At 46.2% G+C, this 25,924-nt stretch carries 18 protein-coding genes; 15 read left to right on the forward strand and 3 right to left on the reverse strand.

Annotated elements, in window-relative coordinates; genetic code table 11:
- Positions 1-3 precede the first annotated feature (3 nt).
- The 6 genes from ABV001_RS13420 to ABV001_RS13445 all read left to right on the forward strand — a co-directional run bounded on the left by ABV001_RS13420 (position 4) and on the right by ABV001_RS13445 (position 7,957).
- Positions 4-1,032, forward strand: a complete 1,029-nt coding sequence (locus ABV001_RS13420) for a sugar phosphate isomerase/epimerase family protein (RefSeq protein WP_352423278.1) — start codon at positions 4-6, stop codon at positions 1,030-1,032.
- Positions 1,033-1,088: 56 nt separating this feature from the next.
- Positions 1,089-2,369, forward strand: coding sequence for an acetylxylan esterase (locus ABV001_RS13425; RefSeq protein WP_352423279.1), 1,281 nt, complete (start codon positions 1,089-1,091; stop codon positions 2,367-2,369).
- Entirely contained in the window at positions 2,366-3,955 is a 1,590-nt protein-coding gene (locus ABV001_RS13430; RefSeq protein WP_352423280.1) for a sulfatase family protein, read from the forward strand. The genes ABV001_RS13425 and ABV001_RS13430 overlap by 4 nt, the downstream gene beginning before the upstream one ends.
- Positions 3,956-4,055: 100 nt before the next feature.
- Positions 4,056-5,906 carry an endonuclease/exonuclease/phosphatase family protein gene (locus ABV001_RS13435; protein WP_352423281.1) on the forward strand — a complete coding sequence of 617 codons (1,851 nt, stop codon included), beginning with the start codon at positions 4,056-4,058 and terminating at the stop codon, positions 5,904-5,906.
- A gap of 49 nt (positions 5,907-5,955) precedes the next feature.
- The gene (locus tag ABV001_RS13440) at positions 5,956-6,906 is read left to right on the forward strand and encodes a glycoside hydrolase family 43 protein (protein WP_352423417.1); all 951 of its coding nucleotides are present in this window, start codon (positions 5,956-5,958) and stop codon (positions 6,904-6,906) included.
- A gap of 235 nt (positions 6,907-7,141) precedes the next feature.
- Positions 7,142-7,957, forward strand: a complete 816-nt coding sequence (locus ABV001_RS13445) for an ecotin family protein (RefSeq protein WP_352423282.1) — start codon at positions 7,142-7,144, stop codon at positions 7,955-7,957.
- 122 nt (positions 7,958-8,079) lie between these two features.
- Here ABV001_RS13445 and ABV001_RS13450 read toward each other — a convergent pair whose 3' ends face one another.
- Positions 8,080-9,855, reverse strand: coding sequence for a DUF4091 domain-containing protein (locus tag ABV001_RS13450; protein WP_352423283.1), 1,776 nt, complete (start codon positions 9,853-9,855; stop codon positions 8,080-8,082).
- A 522-nt stretch (positions 9,856-10,377) separates the two neighbouring features.
- Between ABV001_RS13450 and thrA the strand changes: the two genes are divergently transcribed.
- From thrA to ABV001_RS13470, 4 genes are all read left to right on the forward strand, one after another.
- Positions 10,378-12,822, forward strand: coding sequence for a bifunctional aspartate kinase/homoserine dehydrogenase I (gene thrA / locus ABV001_RS13455; RefSeq protein ID WP_352423284.1), 2,445 nt, complete (start codon positions 10,378-10,380; stop codon positions 12,820-12,822).
- A gap of 168 nt (positions 12,823-12,990) precedes the next feature.
- Positions 12,991-14,196 carry a cofactor-independent phosphoglycerate mutase gene (locus ABV001_RS13460; RefSeq protein ID WP_352423285.1) on the forward strand — a complete coding sequence of 402 codons (1,206 nt, stop codon included), beginning with the start codon at positions 12,991-12,993 and terminating at the stop codon, positions 14,194-14,196.
- A 179-nt stretch (positions 14,197-14,375) separates the two neighbouring features.
- Positions 14,376-15,677, forward strand: coding sequence for a threonine synthase (gene thrC, locus ABV001_RS13465; protein WP_352423286.1), 1,302 nt, complete (start codon positions 14,376-14,378; stop codon positions 15,675-15,677).
- 84 nt (positions 15,678-15,761) lie between these two features.
- Entirely contained in the window at positions 15,762-18,596 is a 2,835-nt protein-coding gene (locus ABV001_RS13470; RefSeq protein WP_502929892.1) for a putative LPS assembly protein LptD, read from the forward strand.
- 61 nt (positions 18,597-18,657) lie between these two features.
- Here the strand turns inward: ABV001_RS13470 and ABV001_RS13475 are convergent, their stop codons facing one another.
- A complete protein-coding gene (locus ABV001_RS13475) occupies positions 18,658-19,932 on the reverse strand; it encodes a replication-associated recombination protein A (RefSeq protein WP_352423288.1) in 1,275 nt (424 codons plus the stop codon).
- Between the two features lie 83 nt (positions 19,933-20,015).
- On the opposite strand from ABV001_RS13475, the gene ABV001_RS13480 reads away from it, so the two are divergent.
- Together ABV001_RS13480 and ABV001_RS13485 are read left to right on the forward strand one after the other, a co-directional pair.
- Entirely contained in the window at positions 20,016-20,978 is a 963-nt protein-coding gene (locus tag ABV001_RS13480; RefSeq protein WP_352423289.1) for a bile acid:sodium symporter family protein, read from the forward strand.
- Between the two features lie 71 nt (positions 20,979-21,049).
- Positions 21,050-22,360, forward strand: a complete 1,311-nt coding sequence (locus ABV001_RS13485; RefSeq protein ID WP_352423290.1) for a 1-acyl-sn-glycerol-3-phosphate acyltransferase — start codon at positions 21,050-21,052, stop codon at positions 22,358-22,360.
- Between the two features lie 152 nt (positions 22,361-22,512).
- On the opposite strand, the gene alaS is transcribed toward ABV001_RS13485, so the two are convergent.
- Complete coding sequence (gene alaS, locus ABV001_RS13490) at positions 22,513-25,131, reverse strand: alanine--tRNA ligase (protein WP_352423291.1); 2,619 nt, start codon at positions 25,129-25,131, stop codon at positions 22,513-22,515.
- A gap of 220 nt (positions 25,132-25,351) precedes the next feature.
- Here alaS and ABV001_RS13495 point away from each other — a divergent pair, with 220 nt between their 5' ends.
- The 3 genes from ABV001_RS13495 to ABV001_RS13505 are packed head-to-tail and all read left to right on the forward strand — an operon-like array spanning position 25,352 to position 25,924.
- Positions 25,352-25,645 (forward strand): nucleotidyltransferase family protein, encoded by a 294-nt coding sequence (locus tag ABV001_RS13495; protein WP_352423292.1) that lies wholly within the window; start codon positions 25,352-25,354, stop codon positions 25,643-25,645.
- Complete coding sequence (locus tag ABV001_RS13500; protein ID WP_352423293.1) at positions 25,635-25,787, forward strand: hypothetical protein; 153 nt, start codon at positions 25,635-25,637, stop codon at positions 25,785-25,787. Before ABV001_RS13495 ends, ABV001_RS13500 begins: the two co-directional genes overlap by 11 nt.
- Positions 25,784-25,924 carry a HepT-like ribonuclease domain-containing protein gene (locus ABV001_RS13505; RefSeq protein WP_352423418.1) on the forward strand — a complete coding sequence of 47 codons (141 nt, stop codon included), beginning with the start codon at positions 25,784-25,786 and terminating at the stop codon, positions 25,922-25,924. The genes ABV001_RS13500 and ABV001_RS13505 overlap by 4 nt, the downstream gene beginning before the upstream one ends.

The raw sequence follows: 25,924 nt of genomic DNA on the forward strand, positions 1-25,924 counted from the left end.
AATATGCAAGACAAAAAAAACTCATCCAGTCAATTATCCAGAAGGAAATTTCTTGGAACCGCAGCCATAGCTGCCACGGGAGCACTGGTCCCTTCCGTTTTCTCTTACGGGGGTAACTCCAAATCGTTAAATGGAATGACCAATTTATCAAACCCAATTCCAAACTCAAAGTTTGCCGGAGTACAGATCGGCGCGATCACTTATAGCTTCCGGGATCTGAAAGGAGGATTGGAAGCAACCCTTAATGCATGTATCGAAGCCGGATTAAGTTCCGTAGAACTAATGGGCACCGGAGTAGAAGATTATCTCGGCGCACCGAAAAATCCGGTACAACGTCGCCCCACCCCGGACAACCCGTTTACCGATGAAGAAAATCGGGCCATTTCTCAATACAACAATGAATTGAAAGAATGGAGAAAAACAAATGGAACCATTGGCGCTTATACCCAGCTTCGAAAAAAATTCAACGATGCCGGTGTAAATATCCACATATATAAATGGACGGCAGGTGAGACCGAAGAGGAACTCGACTATTCATTCAAGGTGGCCAAGGCACTCGGAGCTATTGGTATAACCGCTGAACTGAACGAAAAAAACGCCCGCATATTAGGTCCGGCAGCAAAAAATAACGGGATGGTGGCCATACTTCATAATCATTATCAATATGCAGAACCGGGGTTTGATGTGGACAAACTGCTCTCCTATTCCTCCGCGAACAGATTGAACTTCGATGCGGGTCATTATTTCGGTTCTACCGGTTTGAACCCGGTTGATTTCATCCGCAAATATCATGACCGCATTTCGAGTATCCATCTCAAAGACAAAACCCGGCCTGACAACGCCACACAAAAGAATACCAATCAGGTATGGGGGCAGGGGGAAACACCCATCGCTGAAGTCCTTCACCTTATAAGGGACCAGAAACTACCCATCTACTGTGATATTGAACTTGAATATCCAGTGGCTCAATGGTCAACGTCGGTAAAAGAAGTAAAGACATGTAAAGAATTCTGCCGCCAGATATTGATATAGTGAGCTTTTTTGCTTACCTTGCAGGGAAATAACAATAATTAAAACAATTATCTACAATGAAAAATCGTCTGTTGTTACTCTGTTTCTTTATTTTATCTACTTGTCTACAGGCATTTTCTCAACCCGCCAGACAATTGGTGCAGGTGGTCGTGACACCCGATAAATCCGATTGGACCTATGAAAAGGGTGAACAAGCCCAATTTCAGATCATGGTGCTGAAAAACAATGTTCCGCTGGAAAGCATTGATGTGAAATACAGTATCGGTCCCGAATTGATGAACGCGTGGGAAGAAAAAACCGTCACACTCAAAAAAGGTGTAGCCACTGTAAAAGCCAGGAAGTTTAATGAACCCGGTTTTTTGCGTTGCCACGCATCAGTAGAGGTAGACGGAAAAACATATTCTTCCTACGCTACTGCCGGATTCTCCCCGGAACAGATTAAGCCGACCACTACATTGCCATCCGACTTCGAACAATTCTGGGACGGAGCTAAAGCAGAATTGGCCAAAATACCCGTGAAGCCTGTATTGACACTAATACCTGAACGATGCACCGAAAAAGTAGATGTATATCATGTAAGCATCGACAACATCAAAGGCAAAATTTACGGCATCTTATGTAAACCCAAAGCCGAAGGGAAATATCCGGCCATACTGCACGTTCCCGGAGCAGGGGTCCGTCCCTATTATGGCGATGTATGGAGTGCTGAAAACGGAATCATCACCTTCCAGATCGGCATTCATGGTATTCCGGTGAATCTCGACCAAAGCGTATACGATGATTTGCGTGCCGGCGCTCTCAACGGTTATCAAACTGCCAATCTGGACGACAGGGATAATTATTACTATAAACGTGTTTATCTCGGTTGCGTAAGGGCTGTGGACTTTATCGAGTCACTCGAATGTTTTAACGGCAGTGACATCGCGGTCACAGGCGGAAGCCAGGGTGGGGCACTCTCCATTATCACGGCTGCACTGGACAACCGTATCGATTACCTGGCGGCCTTCTATCCTGCCCTCTCAGACTTGACCGGTTACTTACACGACCGCGCCGGAGGGTGGCCCCATATGTTCAAAGACAATTTCACCAACAAACCCGAGAAAACAGAAACCTCAAAATATTACGACGTGGCGAATTTCGCCCGTTTTATCAAGGTTCCCGGATGGTATAGTTGGGGGTACAACGACAATGTTTGTCCGCCCACATCCATGTATTCGGCCTATAATGTGATTACTGCACCTAAAGAATTACATATTTTCCAGGAAACCCAGCACTGGACTTTCCCCGAACAGCAAGAGCTTAAAAATAACTGGTTACTCAAGAATCTTTTGAAATGAAACGATATAATCTGGTTATTCCGGCTAAATGGGCAGGTATCAGTTCCCTGGCATTACTGGGCGCTTGCCAGAACCAGGGAAAAGAGCCTCAGCGACCGAATATCATTTTCATCATGAGTGACGACCATGCCTTCCAGGCTATCAGCGCTTATGGTCACGGGCTGAACGAAACATTCAATATTGACAGGCTGGCCGAGGAAGGGGCCCTATTTTCACGGTCGACAGTGACCAACTCCATCAGTGCCCCCAGCCGCGCAGTACTGCTCACCGGAAAGCATAGTTTCGTGAATGGGAAGGTGGATAACTATCATCCTTTCGACTGGAATCAGCCCAACTTCCCGAAACTGATGCAGGCGAATGGCTACCAGACCGCCATGATCGGAAAAATACACCTTGACGGCATCCCTCAGGGATTCGATTTTTCGATGGTACTTCCTGACCAGGGACATTACTACAACCCCGATTTTCTTATCAATGGAGAGAAAGTGCGCAAAGAAGGATATTGCACTGAGATTATTACAGAAACCACACTCGACTGGTTGAAGAACAAACGCGATCCCGACAAACCGTTCTGCGTGCTCTATCACCAGAAAGCACCCCACCGCAACTGGCAACCGGCTCCGAAATACCTCACCCTCTATGACGACATCACCTTTGACCCACCAGCCAATTACTTCGACAATTATGAAGGCCGTGGAAGAGCGGCCAAGGAACAGGAGATGCGAATTCATGGTCATGCCCAGTGGGGACACGATTTTAAAATGATTGTAGACCCTTATGGCGACAGCACCGGGTTTCACAATGAACTCAAACGTTTCAATGACAAACAGCGCGAAGATTGGCTGGCCGCCTATACACCCAAAATTGAAGAATTCAAAGCCAAATACAACGACCTCACAGACAAAGAGATCGCATTATGGAAATACAATAGCTATATAAAGGACTACCTGAGAACCATCAAGTCGGTCGACGATGGCGTGGGAGAACTCCTTGACTATCTCGAGGAAGCAGGCCTGGCAGAAAATACCATCGTGATTTATACTTCCGACCAGGGTTTCTACCTTGGTGAACATGGGTGGTTCGACAAGCGGTTCATGTATGAGGAATCATTCAGAACTCCCTTGTTAATGCGTTATCCCAAAGAGATCAAACCCGGCACTGTTATAGACGCATTAGTGCAGAATCTCGATTTTGCGCCTACTTTCCTCGATTATGCAGGTATTGAAATACCAAAAGAGATGCAGGGTGAATCGTTCCGCCAACTGGTAGCCGGTAAAACCGATGAATGGCGAGATGCTGTTTATTATACTTATTACGAATTCCCTTCAGTTCACATGGTAAAACGGCATTATGGTGTTGCCACCGACCGCTATAAGCTGATGCATTTTTATTATGATATCGACGAATGGGAAATGTATGACCTGGAAACAGACCCCATGGAGATGAGGAATATCTACGACGATCCTGATTATGCCGAAGTACGTGGTATGCTCCATAAGAGATTGGAGGAATTACGGGTGTACTATGGGGATAGTGATGAACTCAACGAAAAATTCCTGAAGGAATATCTCAAAAGCCAGAATTGATTTGATGATTTAGAATTTGAAACTGAGAACTTAGAACTGAAAAATCTGAAGTTAAGAATTTTCACTTTTAGTTTTTAGTTTTTAGTTTGAATAATATATAATGAAGAAAACAATCTTATTAACGATCTTCTGCCTTGCGCTATTCAACACCGAGGCACAAACTTATCCGCAGCGGGAAAATACCCACCGCCTGATGAGTTATAATATCCATCACGGCGAAGGAATGGATGGAAAAATAGATATTGAAAGGATTGGCAAACTGATTATTGACATCAATCCCGAAGTAGTGGGATTACAGGAGGTGGACAGTATAGTGGCCAGAAGCGGCAATATCGATATCATGCAAATGCTTTCGGCGCAGACCGGTATGCACGCGACCTTCGGTTATTCTATCCTGCACGATGGAGGGAAGTACGGTAATGGTATCCTGACACGGGAAAAGCCAGTCGCGGTAAGGAAGATCGCCCTCCCCGGAGCCAGGGAAGCACGTACTGCACTTATAGTAGAATTTGAGAAATTTGTAATTGTCAATACACACCTGTCGCTTACCAACGAAGAACGGCTCGAGTCGGTCAAAATCATTACCGACGCAATAAAGGTATATGACAAACCGATATTCCTGATGGGTGACCTTAATGCTCCCCCTGATTCCGATCCTATTACATTCCTGCTGGATAAGTGGGATATACTTTCCAATCCCAAACAGTTCACTTTTCCCTCAGAAAAACCGACAGGAACAATCGATTATATATTCGGATACACGGGCAAAAGGCAACCCTATGCAAAATACAGGGCTCAGGTAATTGATGAACAGGTGGCTTCAGATCACAGGCCCCTGTTTGTGGATATCCGCCTGAAAACGCCCACTTCGGAGGTGATGCGCACCATACCTTACCTGCAAAGCCCCGGAACAGATGAGATGACCGTGATGTGGCTGACCAATGTGCCGGCACGCAGTTGGGTGGAATACGGCACCGACCCCGACAACCTGAAACGGGTGCGGACATTCCTCGAAGGAGTGATGGTGGCGAACAACAAAATCAATCAGGTACGTCTTACCGGCCTACAGCCGGGCACAAAATATTATTACCGGGTCGTATCACAGGAGATTACCCGATACTCCAGCTATTATAAGGAGTTTGGAGACACCGTCAGGTCCGATATCAAGTCATTCACTACCTGGAGCGATGACATGAAAGATTTCCGTGTGATCGTGTATAACGATATCCACAGCAATATGGAGATGTTCAACAAACTGCATTCTCTGGTAGAGGATAAGCCTTATGACCTGGTTATCTTTAACGGCGACTGTTTTGATGATGTGGAGGTTGAAAGTGATATTGTAGACAGGTTGATCACCTACACCCCCCGCATCAAAAGCGACGAGATACCCTCTATCTTTATCAGGGGAAACCACGAAACGCGGGGAGAATATTCTCTCCATCTGTGGAATTACCTGGGTAGAATGGGCGGACGCTCCTACAGCGCCTTTTCATTGGGCGACACACGTTTTGTACTGCTCGACTGCGGGGAAGACAAGCCGGACGACCACTGGGTCTATTATGACATGAACGACTATACGCAACACAGGATCGACCAGGCTGCATTCCTGAAAGAAGAAGTACACTCAGCGGCATTTAAGGAGGCGAATAGACGGATCCTGATCCACCATATCCCTATTTTTGGAGTCAGACCCGGCAGCTTCTCTCCTTGTTCCGACCTCTGGATACCGGTATTGGAGAATGTGCCTTTCGACATCTCCCTTAACGGCCACACACACCGTTACCGGGTAATAGAAAAGGGTGAAACAGGAAATAATTTTCCCGTCATTATCGGTGGAGGGAATAGTGAACCCGACGGCACGGTGATGGTACTTGAGAAGAAAGGAGACAAACTTACCCTCGAAGTGATCAATGCGGCAGGCAATAAGTTATTAGAAAGAGCACTATAAATAATTCAAAATGAAGATGAAGAGATACTTTTTTATGATGGCGGCAGCCATGTTATTATCAGCGTGTGTCAATCACAAGGAGAAGAATGACACGATACAATATTCCGGAAATCCGATTTTCGAGGGATGGTATGCCGATCCGGAAGCAATCATATATGACGGTCAGTACTGGATATTCCCTACTTATTCCGACCTGTATGAGAATCAGGTATTTTTCGATTGCTTCTCCTCACCCGATCTGGTGAACTGGACGAAACATGAGAGTATCCTCGACACAACAGAGGTAAAATGGGCCAAGAGAGCCATGTGGGCACCGGGAGTGATCGAGAAAGAGGGAAAATATTATTTCTTCTTCGCGGCCAATGATGTCCATGAAGGTGAAATAGGAGGGATTGGCGTAGCGGTAAGCGACAGGCCGGAAGGCCCTTATAAGGACTTGCTTGGTAAGCCGCTCATCAACGAGATCGTACATGGTGCGCAACCGATCGACCAGTTCGTTTTTAAAGAGAACGACAGTACCTACTATATGTTTTACGGCGGTTGGAGGCATTGCAATGTGGTCCTGCTGAACAACGATTTCACCGGAATCAGGCCGTTCCCTGACGGGGAGCTTTACCAAGAGGTCACTCCCGAGGATTATGTAGAAGGGCCCTTTATGTTCAAGAAAGATGGAAAATATTACTTCATGTGGTCCGAAGGTGGTTGGGGCGGTCCCGATTACAAAGTGGCCTATGCCATTGCCGATCATCCGTTAGGACCCTTTGAACGGATCGGCACCATCCTGGAGCAGGATCCTGAGATAGCTACAGGTGCAGGGCATCACTCCATAATCCATAACCAGAGAAGTGACGACTGGTATATCGTGTATCACCGCCGACCAGAGCCTAATATTCATCGCGACCACCGGGTGACCTGCATCGACCGGATGGAGTTTGATGAAAACGGATATATCAAACCGATAGAGATGACCTTCGAAGGAGTTGCAGCCAACCCGCTCTAAATAATATCTTTATATATTATTCAAACACTGAATAATCCGGGGGTGTGAATATAATTTCACACCCCATTTTTTTTAAAATCTTTTAAACCTTTTATGCTTTTGTTTGTTCTAATGGCAAATAAAAGCGATAAACCAAATTATAATTATGAAGATTAATTTTGTAACAAAACAGTTACCTGTTTTATTATTCATTATCCTCTTTTCCATGGCATGTGGGAGCCAAAAAACAGGATCTATGAGCAATGTAGCACCGGCACAGACATTAGACGGATATCAAGCCCACGCTTTGTCGGTTACCGCCCTCAAACAGGGATCCGACAGTCCGGTAAAAATCGAGATCGTTCCCGGAAAAATCATGGAAGTAGATTGTAATCATCACTCTTTGATGGGTGAATTCGCAGAAAAAGTATTGAGCGATGGCAATCAGTATTATGTCTTTGAATCAAACGGACAGGCAATATCCACATTGATGGCTTGCCCGGATAATACCAGACGCAAGGAATTCGTACGTGGACAGAGTATCTTTATTGACAACAATAGTGCCGTTCCACCTGTGGTATTTGCGTCGGAAGGAATAGAGATAAAACAACGGAATTGGAGTTCCTCAAAGCCTTATCCAATTGAAAAGGAGGTCAACCACACCATCGAAACGGAAGCCACCAAAGCGCTGGAAGCTTATCCCGAATCATTGGAAGGATACGATCGCTATGTATTGTTCCTGCCCGAAATAAAAAATTCGGTGAAAGAGCGCAAAGTGGAAATTATTCCCGGCGTAACAACAGAGGTCGACTGCAACATACATGGATTGCTCGGAACTTTTGTTGAAAAAAATATCGAAGGATGGGGATATAGCTACCTGGTCTTCGAATCGGACGGAGGAGTCCGCTCCACCATGATGGCTTGTCCCGATAATACCCGTCGTACCGAATTAGTTACCGGAGCTACCCACCTGATGGATTACAACAGCCGCCTGCCGGTAGTAGTATTCATTCCTGAAAAAGACAATTTCTCCGTACAATACAGAGTTTGGGAAGCAGGAGATTTGAAGTAATCAGGTTTGTTCCTTTGTAAAGAAATTTCCCCGGGGATTTGCTCAAAACGATAAGCAATTCTCCGGGGAATATTATTTGGTGAGAACCAATCCCTCAATCGGAATAATTACATGGCTGGTTTTTAGTTCAGTAATTTCTTGGCCTCATTCAATTTGTCCTGCCAGTCGGAAGAAGGTTCCCGCGTATTGAAATACCCGATTGCTTCTTCCAGTTGATTCAGTTTTGCCAACGACTCCGGTGTATTCTCTTCGCTGTATTTTTTGCGTAACATGCGGATCTTTTCCACATCCTGGATTCCCTCTACCAGGCGTTCAAAGCGGATGGAACTGCGGGCGTCGGGATAGACCATGTAAGTATCCCCGGCGGGCCATGTCCTGAAACGCGAGTCGGTCAGCGGGTTTTCAACCCACGAGTTGTAAGCCCAACGCAGGAATCCGTCGAGGTCGGCAGCCACGGCATACCATGCCGCATACACCGACTCTGCCGGAGCGGAGAAGGTAAACATATTGGGAAATTTATCGGAACAGCAGACGTAATAAGTAGTGGTAAGCCCTTTTTCCCTGCGGGCAGCGATATCTTCCCGGGCTACCGGATTACCGGCTCCCACACAAATATCCTTTATCCATGGATAATCCTGATAGCTTTTATGGTTGTCCGCCAGGGAGACACCCAGTTCGGGGGCAGCACTCTGCAGCACCTTCAATGCGGCCTGCATATCGGCAGGAGCACGCTCATCCATGGCGATATTGGTAATCTCCAGCCATCCTTTGTTTGTAAGGTGTTGCGTGAAATCTTTCAGGAATACACTCCATAGTTCCGTATATTCTTTCGATTGGGCTTTCAGTTCCACGGTAACCAGTTCACCTTTCTCCATATCGTTATAATGTAGTTGGTTGTTCCAGGTAAGCAACGAATAGCAGTTGATCATCTTGTCGATACCCAGATCCATCATGAACTGCACCCACTTGTCGAAGATGGTATAGTCGAAAGTCCAATTCTGGTCTTTGTTTTTCGTCCATATGATCATATCGGCATACGCATCGTAACATTGATTATTCCAGGGGTCTTTGTTCAGGGTAGTGGTAATCACTTTTTGTCCCGCATCAGCCAGCATTTGCATCAACGGTTTCATTTTTTCAAAATGGGCATCACTCCACACCTCCAGATTATGTACCCGTGCCACAGCCGAAGGATGTTGCCACAAATCGAGGTGATAGAGCCATTCCGACGGTTCAGGCAGTACCTGGTCCACCACATTCAGTGCTATTTCAAAGTCCCCTACGGCACTTCCCGCAGCATACAGCTTCAGTTTGCCTTTATAATCTCCCGCAACAGCATCGGAAGGGATATGGATAGTCAGCCAGACCGGCCTTACACTTTTTGCTTCCATATTGAAACATGCCAGGTTATCCAGCATATCGGCAGCCAGCGATGCCGGGAAATCTTCCGGTTTACGGTAACCGCAACCAGGGCCGAATTCATCGGTCATCACATAACGGACAAACCTTGCCTGTGCGACAGAAGCCGGCAGCTTGCTTCCCTCCGAATCAAAATCGGCAAATTCCAATTCTACCTGATCGATATCTTCAGCCGACCATAACAGTAGTTGGGCTGACACCTTCTCGCCTTTCCAACCGGAGACCGATACACTCCTATTGATGGATACCTCCGGTGCCACCGATTTAGGCAACTTGTCGTCAATCGAAATAAACGAGGCCTGTAATCCTGCAGGTACATTCGACCAGTCGGATAACGTATCGTTTGTAGGATCCTGCATCTCTTCAAAAGTGGGACACTCTTTTTTTGGCCGCTTGCTTTCGCAGGAGACAAGGGTCAAAACCTGCAAACCTATCAGCATGCATACGGTTAATCGCAAAATAGTTGATAAAATGTTCATAGAAATAGATAATAAATATGTTATACTTTTTCATTATGACGATTTTTTTGCCGGTAGCTTGAACAAGATGGGTATAAATTACAGTAGACAAAAATAAGCATTATTTCTGTAGTAAAAAATGAAAGACAAAAAACATCTCCCTTTTGGCTTTTTATTGCATTTTATCAATTATTCCGCTATCTTTGCAACAAATTTATATGTTCTCAATGCAGAGATTGTATTCAACATACCTCCATACTACCCCTACTATGACCATGACCCCTTAGGGGGTTATGTAAATTTTCACAGCCCGACTCGTCTGTTATTGACGAGAAACAACGTTCGACGACCGAATGAGAGTCAAATTATTTTATTTGATCGAATGAGAGTCAAATTATTTTATTTGATCGAATGGGAGTCAAATTATTTTATTTGACCGAATGGGAGTCAAATAATCATCAATATTTCCCGAAAATCGAGGGTCGTCAAATCATACAATCCATAAATTGGTTCAATCACGTTAGATAAAAAAATATAGTCGTTATGAAGGTGATGAAATTCGGGGGAACATCCGTAGGTGATCCCGATAGTTTACAACGAGTCAAGAAAATCATAGAAAGAGAGAGGGAGCCCGTCATTGTGATAGTTTCGGCGCTGGGTGGTGTAACAGACCGCCTGTTACTGGCTGCCGATTTTGCATTGAACGGCAATGCTGGCTACAAACCGCTGATCGACGAAATAATCCTGCGTCATGAAGATTTGATCGAAAAGATGATCTCCTCTCCGGAAGACAAGTCAGCATTAAGAAAAAAGACAGGCCAGTTGTTCGAAGAGTTACGCAACATTTTACAAGGGGTATTCCTTATTGGCGACCTCTCACAAAAGACTTCCGACAAGATCGTCAGTTACGGTGAACGCCTGTCTTCGCTGATCATCAGCAAAGTGATCCATATGGCGCAACTATACGATGCCACGAAGTTCATCAAGACAGACAAACAATTCCGCAACCATATTCCCGACCTGACACGATCAAATGAGTTGATCCGTAAAACATTCTCAGAGATGCCCCCTCCTCATGTAGCGTTGGTACCGGGTTTTATCTCATCAAGTAACGACAATAATGATATCACCAACCTGGGACGGGGAGGGTCGGATTATACGGCCGCCATCATCGCAGCGGCAATGGATGCTTCCGTGTTGGAAATATGGACCGATGTAGACGGGTTTATGACAGCCGATCCCAGAATTATCAACTCAGCCTATGTCATCGACGAGCTTTCGTTTACCGAAGCGATCGAGCTATCCAATTTCGGGGCAAAGGTGATCTATCCTCCCACCATCTTCCCTGTTTATCATAAGAATATCCCCATCCGGGTCAAAAACACGTTTCATCCTGAGGCGGAAGGTACGTTAATCCGGAATATTCAACCCACACGGAATGGAAAGATCATAAAAGGTATCTCATCGATCAACGATACTGCCTTGATTACTATCCAGGGATTAGGGATGGTAGGTGTCATCGGTGTAAACAAACGTATCTTCTCTGCGCTGGCAGACAATGGCATCAGCGTATTTATCGTTTCACAGGCATCATCGGAAAACAGTTCCTCCATTGGTGTGAGATCACAGGATGCAGTCCTTTCACAACAAGTGCTCAGAAAAGAGTTTGCGCATGAAATAGGGATGGGAAGTATCAATGATATCATAGTGGAATATGACCTGGCGACGATTGCTATTGTCGGACAGAATATGAAGCATGTACCCGGTATTGCCGGGAAATTTTTCGGTGCTTTGGGACGGAATGGCATCAGTATTGTGGCTTTGGCGCAAGGGGGAGGGGAAACCAACATCTCCTGCGTGATCGCCAAATCCGACCTGAAGAAGTCGCTTAACGTGATCCACGACTCTTTCTTCCTCTCACCTTATCAGGAGTTGAATCTCTTTGTTGTCGGTACCGGCACGGTGGGTGGCAACCTGTTGGAGCAGATCAAGCAACAGCAAAACACGCTCAAGGAACAAAATAAACTAAGAATCAATATAGTAGGCATTGCCAACGGACGCAAAGCGTTATTCACCCGAGAGGGGATTTCCCTGGACGGATACTTCGACATGCTGATGACAAACGGTATGCAGAGTTCTCCGGGACGCATCCGTGATGAAATCATTAAAATGAATATCTTTAACTCCGTATTTGTCGATTGTACGGCAAGTCCCGAAATTGCGAAACTATACGGTGAACTGATGGCGAAAAATATTTCGGTGGTCACCGCCAACAAGATTGCCGCCTCATCCGACTATGAGAGCTACCACTCCCTGAAAGAAACAGCCCGCAAGACAGGCGTGAAATTTCTGTTCGAGACCAATGTAGGAGCAGGGCTTCCCATTATCAACACGATGAACTCCCTGACCAACTCAGGCGACAAGATAGTGAAATTGGAAGCAGTACTCTCGGGCACCTTAAACTTCATCTTTAATACACTGAGTGAAGATATCCCATTCAGCAAGGCCGTTCGGATGGCGGTCGACGCACAGTTTGCCGAACCCGATCCCCGCATTGACCTGAGTGGATTAGATGTGACACGGAAGCTAGTGATACTCTCCCGCGAAGCAGGTGCCCACGTAAACCAGTCGGACGTAAAGAAAAACCTCTTTATTCCCCAGAAATATTTTGACGGCTCACTCTCAGCATTCTGGCAAACCATCCCTGAGATGGATGCACTGTTCGAGGCCCGACGACAAGAGCTGGCGAAAGAGGGAAAACGATTGAGATTTGTGGCTTCGTACAACGATGGCAACTGTGAAGTGGGACTGCGTGAAGTGGAACAGGGACACCCTTTCTACGATCTGGAGGGTAGCAATAACATCATTATGATCACCACCGAGCGGTATAACGAATATCCTATGGTGATCAAAGGGTATGGAGCCGGCGCGGGGGTGACCGCCGCGGGCGTATTTTCAGATATCATCTCAATTGCGAATATTCGATAGTTATTCAATTCTATTGTTATTCGGCTTCGCCGTTATTCGCTTTGCTGTTATTTCCCGCCTTACGGGATAACTCAAGTGCAATAGAATACCTACCGAATTACAATCGAATAACAACCGAATTACAATTGAATAACAACTGAATTACATTCGAATAACAATCGAACAATTATGAAATATATAATAATCCTTGGCGACGGGATGGCAGATGAACCCATTGCCTCATTGGGAAACAAGACAACGATACAGGCGGCTGCCACACCCTATATGGATCTATTGGCACAAAAAGGCAGGAACGGATTGTTACATACTGTTCCCGAAGGGTTTGCCCCGGGGAGTGAAATCGCCAACCTCTCAGTCATGGGATATGATGTCCCCACCGTATATGAGGGACGCGGTGTGTTGGAAGCGGCCAGCATGGGAGTAGATATCCTGCCGGGAGAGATGGGAATGCGCTGCAACCTGGTCTGTCTCGACGGCGAACTGTTGAAAAATCATTCGGCGGGACATATCTCTACCACCGAAGCCGCAGAATTGATCCAATTCCTTAACAGCAAATTGGGGAACGACATATTTAGTTTCTACCCCGGGGTTTCCTATCGTCACCTGCTGAAAATGAAAGGTGGTGACAAACGACTCCGCTGCACCCCTCCTCACGATATTCCGGAACAACCGTTCCGACCGCATCTGATCCAACCCGACAACGAAGAAGCAAGGCCGACTGCCGAGGCTTTGAACAAATTGATCTTTGCCTCTCAGGAAATACTGGCTGATCATCCTATTAACAAAAAAAGAGTAGAAGAAGGAAAAGCTCCGGCCAACAGCATCTGGCCCTGGTCGCCCGGATTCCGTCCTAAAATGAGGCCGCTCAGCGAAATGTTCCCGATCAGAAGCGGAGCTGTGATCTCTGCTGTGGATTTGATCAGGGGAATTGGTGTGTATGCAGGATTGGAAGTGATTATGGTGGAAGGGGCCACAGGCCTTTACGACACGAATTATGAAGGTAAAGCTCAAGCTGCCCTTAAAGCACTGAAAGAAAAAGATTTCGTATATCTCCATATCGAAGCCAGTGATGAAGCGGGGCATGAAGGGGATGCACCGTTGAAAATGAAAACCATTGAATACTTGGATACCCGTATTGTAAAAACCATCTATGAGGAGACTTTACAATGGGACGAACCGGTTACTATCGCCATCCTGCCCGACCATCCTACTCCCTGCGCCATACGGACGCATACCCGCGAGCCTATTCCGTTTCTGATCTATCACCGGGATATTGAACCCGACAGCGTGCAGGTATATGATGAGTTTGCCGCAAAAGAGGGAAGTTACGGGTTGCTCTACGCCGACCAGTTTATGAAGGCGTTTATTCGATAGTTATTCAATTCTATTGTTATTCGGCTTCGCCGTTATTCGCTTCGCTGTTATTCGTGCTTCGCACGTAATTTCAAATTACAATCGAATTACAACTGAATAACAACCGAATTACAACCGAATTACAATCGAATAACAACTGAATAACAACCGAATAACAATCGAACAACAACTGAATTACAATGAAATATTACAGTACAAATAAAGAAGCATTCGTCGTTTCCCTGCAGGAAGCAGTGGTAAAAGGGCTGGCTCCGGACAGAGGACTTTATATGCCTGAAAGGATTGCGCGTCTTCCTAAAAACTTTTTTGATGAAATAGAGAATTCCGGATTGCAGGATATCTCCAAAACTATTGCAGAGGCCTTTTTCGGAGAGGATATCCCGAAAGAAGAGCTGGATGCCATTGTCGATGACACATTGAATTTTGAGATACCACTCAAGAATGTGGAAGACGGAATTTATGCGCTGGAATTGTTTCATGGCCCTACTTTCGCCTTTAAAGATGTAGGTGCCCGTTTTATGGCGCGAATGCTCTCCTACTTTGTAAAAGAGGAGCAGCAGGAGATAAATGTACTGGTAGCTACATCGGGCGATACGGGCAGTGCGGTAGCCAATGGATTTCTGGGCGTGGAAGGGATCAAGGTATTCGTACTGTATCCTTCCGGAAAGGTGAGCGACATGCAGGAAGCCCAGTTCACCACCCTGGGGCAAAATATAACAGCCCTGGAAGTAGACGGCACGTTCGACGATTGCCAGGCCCTGGTGAAATCAGCATTTATGGATGAGGGGCTGAATACCCGGCTAAAACTCACCTCCGCCAATTCAATCAACGTGGCCAGGTTCCTTCCCCAATCATTCTACTACTTTTGGGCCTATGCCCAATTAATACAGCAAACACAATTCTTAAAGACGGTATTCTCAGTGCCAAGCGGGAACCTGGGGAATCTTACCGCGGGACTTTTCGCCAAACGAACGGGGCTACCCGTGGATAGGTTTATTGCCGCCAACAATCGAAATGATGTTTTCCGGGAATACCTCCAGACTGGACGATATAATCCGAGGGCATCGGTACAGACCATTGCCAACGCCATGGATGTAGGTGCTCCCAGCAATTTCGACCGTATTCTCGACCTTTACAGCCATTCGCACAAAGCAATCACTAACGACATCTCATCCTACCGATATAACGATACGGAGATCAGTAAGGCCATCAAGAATGTTTATCAGGGATCAGGCTACCTGCTCGACCCTCATGGCGCATGTGCTTACCTGGCATTGAAAGAGGGGAAAAAACCAGACGAAACGGGTATTTTCCTGGCTACCGCACATCCGGCTAAATTCAAAGAAACGGTCGAGGCATGCACCGGCATTCCGATACAGATACCCAGTGCCCTGGCTGCTTTTATGCAACACAAAAAGCAATCGATCACTTTACCCAATGACTTCGGCTTGCTTAAAAAAAAGCTAATCGGCCAGTCTTAAGTTTCTTTTTATTATTTTTGCTGCGAATTAATCCATTAATGTGTAGTTTTGCGTTCAAAACCATACGCTAACTGCTGATTCCGCATGAGGCAACTATTACGATATATACTTTTATACTTTTTGCTGGTCATCTTTTTGCAAGGCTTCTTTGTTCGCAAAACAGCTGCAGCAACAGGTACTGCATATCGAATCGTCGCAATTCCAGATTCTCTTTCGGGACCTCCTGACTCTCTTTCAATACCCCCAGACTCTTTCACCCCTCCCCCTGACTCCCTCTCTCCGGGTCCCGACTCTATATTGATAAAACCCGACTCAGTGCCTGCGAGCCCCGACTCAATATCCACTAAAGAGGTGCTGGAGGCTCCCGTATTTTATACAGCCCAGGATTCTATGGTTTTTACCGGCAATAACATGGGTTATCTTTACGGGGAATCCGATGTGAAATACGGAGATCTGGCCATTAAAGGAGAATTCATTACTATGGACCTGGACAGCAATATTGTTTCGTCCACTTTCGGCCTTGATTCGGCAGGAAAAGAATTCGGATATCCCGTCTTCTCAGAAGGAGGAATGGAGTATGAAATGAAGAATGTTCGCTATAACTTCGATACCCGCAAAGCCTTTATCAACAATGTGATTACCCAGCAGGGAGAAGGGCATATCGTAGCCAATGAGGCGAAAATGAATCCCGACAACTCTTTCTATATGCGGAATGCGAAATATACCACCTGCGACCAGCATGACCATCCGCACTTCTACCTGAACCTCTCTAAAGCAAAAGTGCGCCCGGATAAGGATGTGGTTACCGGCCCCGCATGGCTGGTAGTTGCCGATGTGCCGCTATTTCCCATTGTGCTGCCTTTCGCCTTCTTCCCTTTTACAAAAACCTATTCGTCGGGGATTATCATGCCGAGCTATGGAGATGAGATGACCCGCGGCTTTTACCTCCAAAACGGTGGTTATTATTTTGCGTTAAGTGATTATATAGATCTCGCCGTGACGGGAGAGTGGTACACAAAGGGTTCATGGGGGATCGGAGCACGTTCCAATTACCGCAAGCGGTATAAATATTCCGGCAACTTCAATGTGTACTCCCTCACTACGGTCACCGGTGAGAAAGAACTCAAGGATGTAGTACCCGAAGCCTATTCCGTAGCAAAAGACCTCCGTATCAACTGGACTCATTCGCAGGATCCGAAGGCCAATATGTATCGCACGCTCTCTGCCAGCGTAAACTTTTCCACCAGCAGGAATAACCACAGGGACCTCAGCCGTCTCTATTCACGGGAAGCCTCCAACAATACCAAGAGTTCCAGTGTGAATATCACCCAGCGTTTCCCCGACTCTCCCTGGAGCCTCTCGGCTACCATGAGCGTCAACCAGGTGTCACGTGATTCCACCATCGCCGCCACATTACCCAACCTCTCCATGAATATGAGCCGTATATACCCCTTTAAGCGAAAGAATGCGGTGGGCGATGAACGATGGTACGAAAAAATATCGATGAGTTATTCCGGTGAATTCCGTAATTCCATTACCACCAGGGAAGACCTGTTCTTAAAATCGAGTCTGGTACGCGACTGGACAAACGGGATGAAACATAATATTCCTGTAAGTGCCACCTTTACCCTTTTCGACTTTATCCAGATATCACCTTCATTCAATTATACCGAACGTTGGTACACCGGCGCACAAAAGCAAGCCTGGGACCCCGTTGCCAAGAGGCATGTCCCCGTAGACACCATCCAGGGGTTTAAGCGTGTCTATAATTATAGCACCTCCATCAGTGCCCAGACAAAGTTCTACGGTATGTATACCCCCTGGAAAATGTTCGGCGATAAAGTACAAGCTATACGCCACGTCTTCACGCCCAGCATCAGCGTGAGTTATACACCTGATTTCGGTGACCCGAAATATAACTTCTACGAAACCTATACCTACAGGAACGAGTATGGCGAAGATGTGGAATACACCTATTCGCCTTACTCCGCCATGATATTCGGTACCGCTCCCCGAGGTGAAAGCGGAAGCATCGGTTTCGATTTCAAGAACAACCTTGAGATGAAAGTGCGAAGCGACAAAGATTCCACGGGGATAAAAAAGATCAGCCTGATCGATGATCTGGGAATCAATTTCAGCTATAATATGATGGCCGATTCTATGAAATGGAGCATGATCAATTCCAATCTCCGTTTGAAACTATCGAAATCATACACCCTCAGCCTTAATGCCACATGGGATCCCTATCTCTATGAACTGGATCAAAACGGTAACCCCCGGGCGGTAGACAAATTAAGGATTCTCAACGGCAAAGGATTCGGAAAACTGATGAATACGGGAACCTCTTTCTCTTATTCACTCAACCAGGATACTTTTAAAAAATGGTTCGGACGGGGAGATGAAGGTGCCGGCAAGGATGAAAATGAGCCGGATCCAAATTTGCCGGACGACGGCACAATGGGGGCAAACCCTTATGAAGAAGCCCCGCAAAGGAGCGCTTTCGACCAATCCGACAACTCGATGGGGGAATTCGACAGTGACGGTTATCTGAAGAATTCGGTGAATTGGAATCTTTCATTTAATTATAGTATGCGGTATGGATATGGGACTTTCAACAAAGAGCGTATGGAGTATAACGGGAAACTCACCCATAATTTCGGGCTGAGTGGCTCCATCCAGCCTACCAAGAACTGGAATTTCACATTCAATACCGATTACAATTTCGAACTGAAAAAATTCACCAGCATCAACTGTACACTCACCCGTAACCTGCACTGCTGGAGTATGTCGGCCAGCTTTATCCCCATAGGGCCTTATAAATCTTATAATTTCACTATCCGGGCCAACGCCTCGCTATTGCAGGATTTGAAATGGGACGAACGCAGTTCTCCGTATGACAGGGGAGTAACTTGGTACTAGGTTAAGTGCCTAAGTGATTAGGTGATTGAGTGGTTAGGTGAAAAGTGGGAAGGTTGGTTGATTATTTTTTGTTTCCCCAGAGTTTTCGCATAAGATCGTTCATCTTTGATTCGGCAGGATTGGACTGAGGTTCCCAAAAACGACTGTTTTTCAATCCTTTGGGAAGATATTCCTGCTTGATGAAATTATTTTCATAATCGTGTGCATACTTGTATTCCTTGCCGTAGTTGAGTTCTTTCATCAAAGAGGTGGGGGCGTTGCGCAGATGTAACGGTACGGGCAGGTTACCCGTCTGCTCCACTTTCGCCATAGCGTTTTCAATCGCCATATAAGAGGAATTACTTTTAGGGGATGCGGCCAGGTAAATAGTGGTCTCTGCCAATACGATACGCCCTTCCGGCCAACCGATCTTCTGTAATGTATCGAAACAGGCGTTGGCCAACAACAACGCATTGGGATTTGCCAGACCGATATCCTCGGCAGCTGAAATAACCAGTCTGCGTGCGATAAATTTGGGGTCTTCCCCACCCGCTACCATCCGGGCCAACCAGTAAACCGCCGCGTCGGGATCACTTCCCCTTATCGACTTGATAAAAGCGGAGATAATGTCATAGTGCATCTCACCTCCCTTGTCATAAGCCGCCGGATTCTCCTGCAACCGCTCGGTCACCATCTTATCGGTGATCACGATTGCTTCATCACCAACACTGTCGGAAGAGATGGTGAGATCCAGGATATTGAGCAGTTTCCGGGCATCTCCACCTGAGAAACGGAACAACGCATCCGTTTCTTTAATTTCTATTTTCCTCTCTTTTAGAATAATATCCTCGGTAAGTGCACGATTCAATAACTGTTCCAGTTCTTTCTTCTCTAACGGTTTCAACACATATACCTGGCAACGGGATAGCAATGGACGGATTACCTCAAACGAAGGATTTTCGGTGGTAGCACCGATTAATGTAACAATACCGGTCTCCACGGCATTCAACAGGGAATCTTGCTGGGATTTGCTGAAACGGTGGATTTCATCGATAAAAAGAATAGGAGCGGCAGATTCAAAAAAACGGTTATTCTTTGCTTTGTCAATCACTTCGCGCACGTCCTTTACCCCCGAATTGATAGCGCTCAGCTTGTAAAAAGGGGCATTCAAGGTATTGGCAATGATATTGGCAAGCGTGGTCTTGCCCACGCCGGGAGGGCCCCAGAGGATGATGGAAGGTATCCTTCCCGAGTCGATCATCCGGCGTAGCACAGCTCCCTTACCGATCAGGTGCGATTGTCCGATCAGTTCATCAAGGTGTTGCGGCCGGAGCCGTTCGGCAAGAGGTGTACCCATAGGAGTTTTGTTTAGATGTTTTACAAAGTTAGTATTTCTTACAGGAAATGCTAACTTTGCAGCTAAAATCATTCAGTCGTCCAATGCAATTCACTCCGTTACTTTCCCTTTTCGGGAATCTGGAACAGCTCGACACTATCCGGTTGCATTTTAACCAGGAGAGTATCAACCTGATGAATATCGCCATTGCCTTTATTATGTTCGGTGTGGCGTTAAACATCAAGCCTCAACACTTTAAGACATTGTTTTTCAACCCCAAGCCGGTATTATTGGGGGTTATCACACAATATATATTGCTGCCGGCGCTCACTTTTGTGTTGGTGATCGTCCTGCGTCCCAGTACGGCCGTTGCCATGGGAATGATCCTGGTGGCAGCCTGTCCCGGTGGCAACGTCTCGAATCTGATTTCCTCCATATCGAAATCGAATGTCACCCTGTCGGTGAGCCTTACCGCTATCACCACCGTCATGAGCCTCTTCATGACTCCATTCAATTTTGCATTCTGGGGCGGGCTCTATGCCAAACACTCCCCTTTATTGGTCCCTATTTCGATTGATCCTGTGGAGATGTTCCGCACCGTCTTCCTGATCCTGGGTATCCCCGTAATCTTGGGCATGTTTGTAGGGATGAAATTCCCGAAATTTACCAGAAAGGTCGACAAATCGGTCCAAGCCGCTTCTGTCATCTTTTTCGCCGGTTTCATCGTGGCGGCGCTGGCAGGAAATTTCAACCTGTTCCTCCGGTATATCCATCTGATATTCTTTCTGGTGCTTATTCATAACGGACTGGCATTTTTAAGCGGATATTTTTTGCCAAAATCGCTGGGGGTAAACGAGATCAATTGCAGGACCATTTCCATCGAGACCGGTATCCAGAACTCCGGATTAGGGCTTGCGCTGATCTTCAACCCAAGGATATTTCCACCTGAACTAAATCTGGGAGGGATGGCTTTTATTGCTGCCTGGTGGGGTATATGGCATATCGTGGCCGGTCTCATACTGGCGTTTTACTGGAGAAGACGCGCGGTCACCCCTGAAATAATGTAATAAATTTGCCCGACGAAAATGTGTATTAAACCAATTCATTTCCTGAGAATATTGTTTAAAACTTCCAATATATGATTTACCGTTACGATTTTCGATATACGTTGGCCCAGATAACGGTGAGCATCCCCCTGAGACTGAATTTCAGAAAGATGGTGTTCACCGGAAAAAAGGAAAATGTATCGAAGGACAGACCCATTATCTATGCACCCAACCACCGTAACGCACTGATAGATGCATTAATGGTGGTATTCTCCAGCCATTACCGTAAACAGATCGTTTTTCTGGCCCGTGCCGATATCTTCAAAAAGAAGTTTGTGGCATGGTTGCTGAAAGGAATGCGCATCATGCCGGTCTTCCGGATTCGTGACGGCAAGGATAACCTCGATAAGAACAGTGAGATCTTCGACAATGCTGCCCGCATCCTGCGCAAGAATAATCCTATCGCGCTCTTTCCCGAAGCGAGACATAATCCGAAACAGTCATTGCTTCCTATACAAAAAGCGGTCCCCCGCATTATATTACCCACCGAGGCTTCGGCCGACTTTCAACTCCGGAGCCAGATCATTCCCGTATCCATTTACTACAGGGATATGTTTGCTTTCTTGTCGGATGCTTATGTCACTTTCGGTACTCCTATCGAAGTCGCCGACTACAAGGATATCTATAATGAGAATCCCGTTTTAGCGATCAACCAATTGAGACAAGAACTGGAAAACCGGCTCAAGTCGATGGTCGTAAATATATGGAATGATGATTTTTATGACGAGTATTGCCACGCCATTGACTGGAATGGCGACCGGATAGCACGGGAAAAATTCCCTGAGAGAAAAGACGGTTTTCTCCAGGCAGCACTTTATATCGTCAGGAAATTGGATGAGCTGTATGAAAATGACCGGGGCGAATTCGATCAAAAGACAGCCGGTTTCCGCCAGGCCTATGCTCTGCTGAAAGAAAACGGGCTCAATTCAAAAGACCGGATAGGAAAAATATCCTCTGTACGCCACCTTTTTGCCCGTTATGGGGCACTTATCCTTTCCGCCCCCGTAGCGTTTTTCGGTTTCCTGAACGGCATATTTCCCATCCTGCTCAATAAGAAGCTGACAGGCCTTTTCAAGGACAAACAGTTTATCCCATCGGCAAGATACGCGTCGGGACTCCTTTTTATTCCTATATTCGATCTGATCCAGTCACTTCTCGTTGGGGCTGTTACAAAAGACTGGCTTATGGCGCTCGGCTACTTTATACTGATGCCGCTCACCTTCTATTTTGCCCTCTACTGGCGCAAATGGCTCAAAACAGCCCGGAGGGACAGCAAAGTACGCAGGTTTAAAAAACAACACCCTGATACGTGGAAAAGGGTACTGAGACTCACTCGGCTGTGACTCGATTGGGATTCGATTGTTATTCAGTTGTTATTCAGTTGTTATTCAGTTGTTATTCTATTGCAATTGAGTTATCCCGTAAAGCGGGAAATAACATGCGAAGCATGAATAACTATCGAATAACGCACGAAGTGCGAATAACTATTGAAGTGCTAATATTCATCCAACTTTTGTACAATCAGTTCTACCGCCGCAATTACTCCATCAGGGTTCTTACCTCCCGCGGTAGCGAAATGAGGCTGTCCGCCCCCCCCGCCTTGTATTAGTTTGGCAGCTTCACGTATCATATTGCTTGCATGTAATCCTCCGGCTACCAGATCATCAGTCAGCATCACCGTCAGGCTGGGTTTCCCTTCTGCGGCAATTCCGGCTACAAACATCATCTTCTCCGGGAACTGACCCTTCAGTTGATAAGCGATATCTTTCACCACATCCACCGATCCCATCGGCATAATCACCTTAAAGAGGGTTATACCATGGATATCCTGTTTCTTGTCGATAATCCGCTGTTTCAACTGTTCTGTCTTCTCTTTCACATATTCCCTTAACTCTCTTTCCTTCTCCTCATTTTCCGCAAGTAACCGGCGAACCCCTTGCATCACATCAGGCACGTTATGCAACAGATTTTTTATCTCAACTATCGCATCCTCTTTCGCGTAAAGATATTCTTCACACACCTTAGCCGTTACCGCCTCTATACGGCGTACACCCGCAGAAATAGCACTCTCGGTGATAATACGGAAGGTGCCGATCCTTCCGGTAGAAGAGATATGGGTTCCTCCACACAGTTCGATAGAAGATCCGAAACGGACGGTACGCACATCGTCACCATACTTCTCACCAAACAACGCCATCGCTCCCTGGGCTTTCGCTTCTTCGATGGGCACATGACGATGTTCTTCAATAGGAAAATTGCCACGGATCTTAGCCGTTACCCGTTGCTCCACTTCACGGATTTCTTCCGGTGTCATCTTGGCAAAGTGGGAGAAGTCGAACCGCAACAACTCGGGCGACACATACGATCCCTTTTGTTCCACATGTGTTCCCAACACCTCGCGTAGCGCTTCATGCATCAGGTGGGTGGCGGTATGATTACACTCCGTAGCAGTTCTCTTTTCCGTATTGATCCGGGCAGTAAAGGAACCTTCCATATCCGCCGGCAGTTTGTGCGTAAAATGGACTGCAAGATTATTCTCCCGCTTGGTATCAAAAATATCGACCTTCTCCCCTTCTTCGGGAATCAGCCAGCCGGTATCCCCTATCTGGCCTCCCATTTCGGCGTAAAAAGGAGAACGAGAAAGCACAATCTGATAGAATTCCCTGTTCTTTTGTTTTACCGCACGATAACGGAGAATCCGGGTCTCGGTTTCCGTTTCGTCATATCCTGTAAACTCCGGCTCGCCATCACGTACTTTCGTCCAGTCGCCAGTCTCCACCGCAGCGGCATTCCGGGCGCGCTGTTTCTGCTTCTCCATCTCGGTATTAAAACCGGCCACATCCACCGTCATGCCATGTTCGCGCAGGATCAGTTCCGTCAAATCCAGCGGAAAACCGAAAGTATCATACAACTGGAAAGCTACTTCACCACTCAACACCCCACCCTCCTGTTCGGAAAGATTTTTCTCCAGGAGCCGGATACCGGTCTCGAGCGTTCGCAGGAATGACTCCTCTTCTTCCTTCAGTACTTTCTCAATCAGCCCTTGCTGTGAGATCAACTCAGGATAAGCATCACCCATCACCTCGATAAGCGTAGGGATCAGCCTGTACATAAATGATTCATGCATCCCCAGGAAAGTGTATCCATACCGTACTGCACGACGCAGAATACGACGGATCACATAACCCGCTTTGGCATTCGACGGAAGCTGACCATCGGTAATAGAGAAAGCGATGGTGCGCAGATGGTCGGCAACGACACGCATCGCCACATCTTTGGCCGGATCTTCGCCGTATAATGCATTACAGATCTCCCCTATTTTACGGATTATCGGCTGAAAAAGGTCGGTATCATAGTTCGATAATTTACCTTGTACGGCCATACAGAGCCGCTCAAACCCCATCCCGGTATCGATTACTTTTGCAGGAAGTGGCTCCAGCGAGCCGTCTGCTTTACGGTTATACTGCATAAAAACCAGGTTCCATATTTCAATCACCTGGGGGTGACCCTGGTTCACCAGCGACAATCCGTCTATCTTTTCCCGTTCTTCTTCAGGGCGTATATCAATATGAATTTCGGAACAAGGCCCACAAGGTCCCGTATCACCCATCTCCCAGAAATTATCATGTTTATTGCCATTGATGATCCGTTCCTTGGGCAGGTATTCCTCCCAGTAAGTGGCCGCTTCATGGTCCCGTTCGAGGTTTTCCTCAGCAGCCCCTTCAAATACGGTGACGTACAACCGTTCTTTATCCAATTGAAGCACTCCCGTCAGATATTCCCACGCCCATGCTATGGCCTCTTTCTTGAAATAATCACCAAACGACCAGTTCCCTAACATTTCGAACATGGTATGGTGGTAGGTATCATGCCCCACCTCCTCCAAATCGTTATGTTTACCACTCACACGCAGACATTTCTGAGAATCAGCCACGCGGGGATATTTCACCGGCACATTTCCCAGGATGATATCCTTAAACTGGTTCATACCCGCATTAGTAAACATCAGCGTAGGATCATCCTTTATCACCATCGGAGCAGAAGGTACGATCCGGTGCTCCTTCGACTGGAAAAAATCTTTAAACGATTGTCTAATCTCTCTGGAAGTGATCATATAAATTTTCTGTTATGCATTCGTTGTACGGCGTTAAGAGGAAGCAGCATTGTCAACTTTCTATACCGTCACCTTTCCCTTTGGCCTGAACAAGGTACAAAATTACATGAAAAACTCCGTATCCCCAAGCAGGTGAGTGAAAACCACCCGAATCATTTAGTTTGGATTTGAATTTCCGGCTATAAAACTTTTCGCTATATTTGTATCATAAACAAGCAAAATGTTAACGCAAAGCCAGATAGATATAATCATCAATGCGATGCTACCGTACAACCCCGTACGGATAGGTATCTTCGGTTCTGTTGCCCGGGGTGAAGATTCGGAAAACAGCGACGTGGATATTTTATATCAACTGAAAGACACTATCGGATTATTCAAACTGATACGGTTGAAAGACGAATTAGAACAAAAGTTGGGCAAAGAAGTAGACCTAGTTTCGGAAAAATATGCCCATCCGAAGTTAAAGCCATACATTATGAAGGACTTAAAAATAATCTACTGCGATGAAAAATAAAGATTTATTCCGATTGGGACATATTCTTGAGAGCATCACCAAAGTTGAATATATTGCAGCTATACTCCACAACTGTGATAATTTCGAAAAGCAATGGATAGAACAGGATGCCATTATCGGGATGTTGACTGGTACGAAATGAAAGGCTTTAGAAATATTATAGTCCATCACTATTTTGGAATCGAAGCAGATATTGTATGGAATATAGTTATAAATGACATTCCTGTTCTTAAAACACAAATTCAAAATATTATTAACTCTTTGGAACAAGGCAAATAG

The sequence above is a fragment of the Proteiniphilum sp. genome, from assembly GCF_040307845.1.
In the GTDB taxonomy this organism is placed as follows: Bacteria; Bacteroidota; Bacteroidia; order Bacteroidales; family Dysgonomonadaceae; genus Proteiniphilum.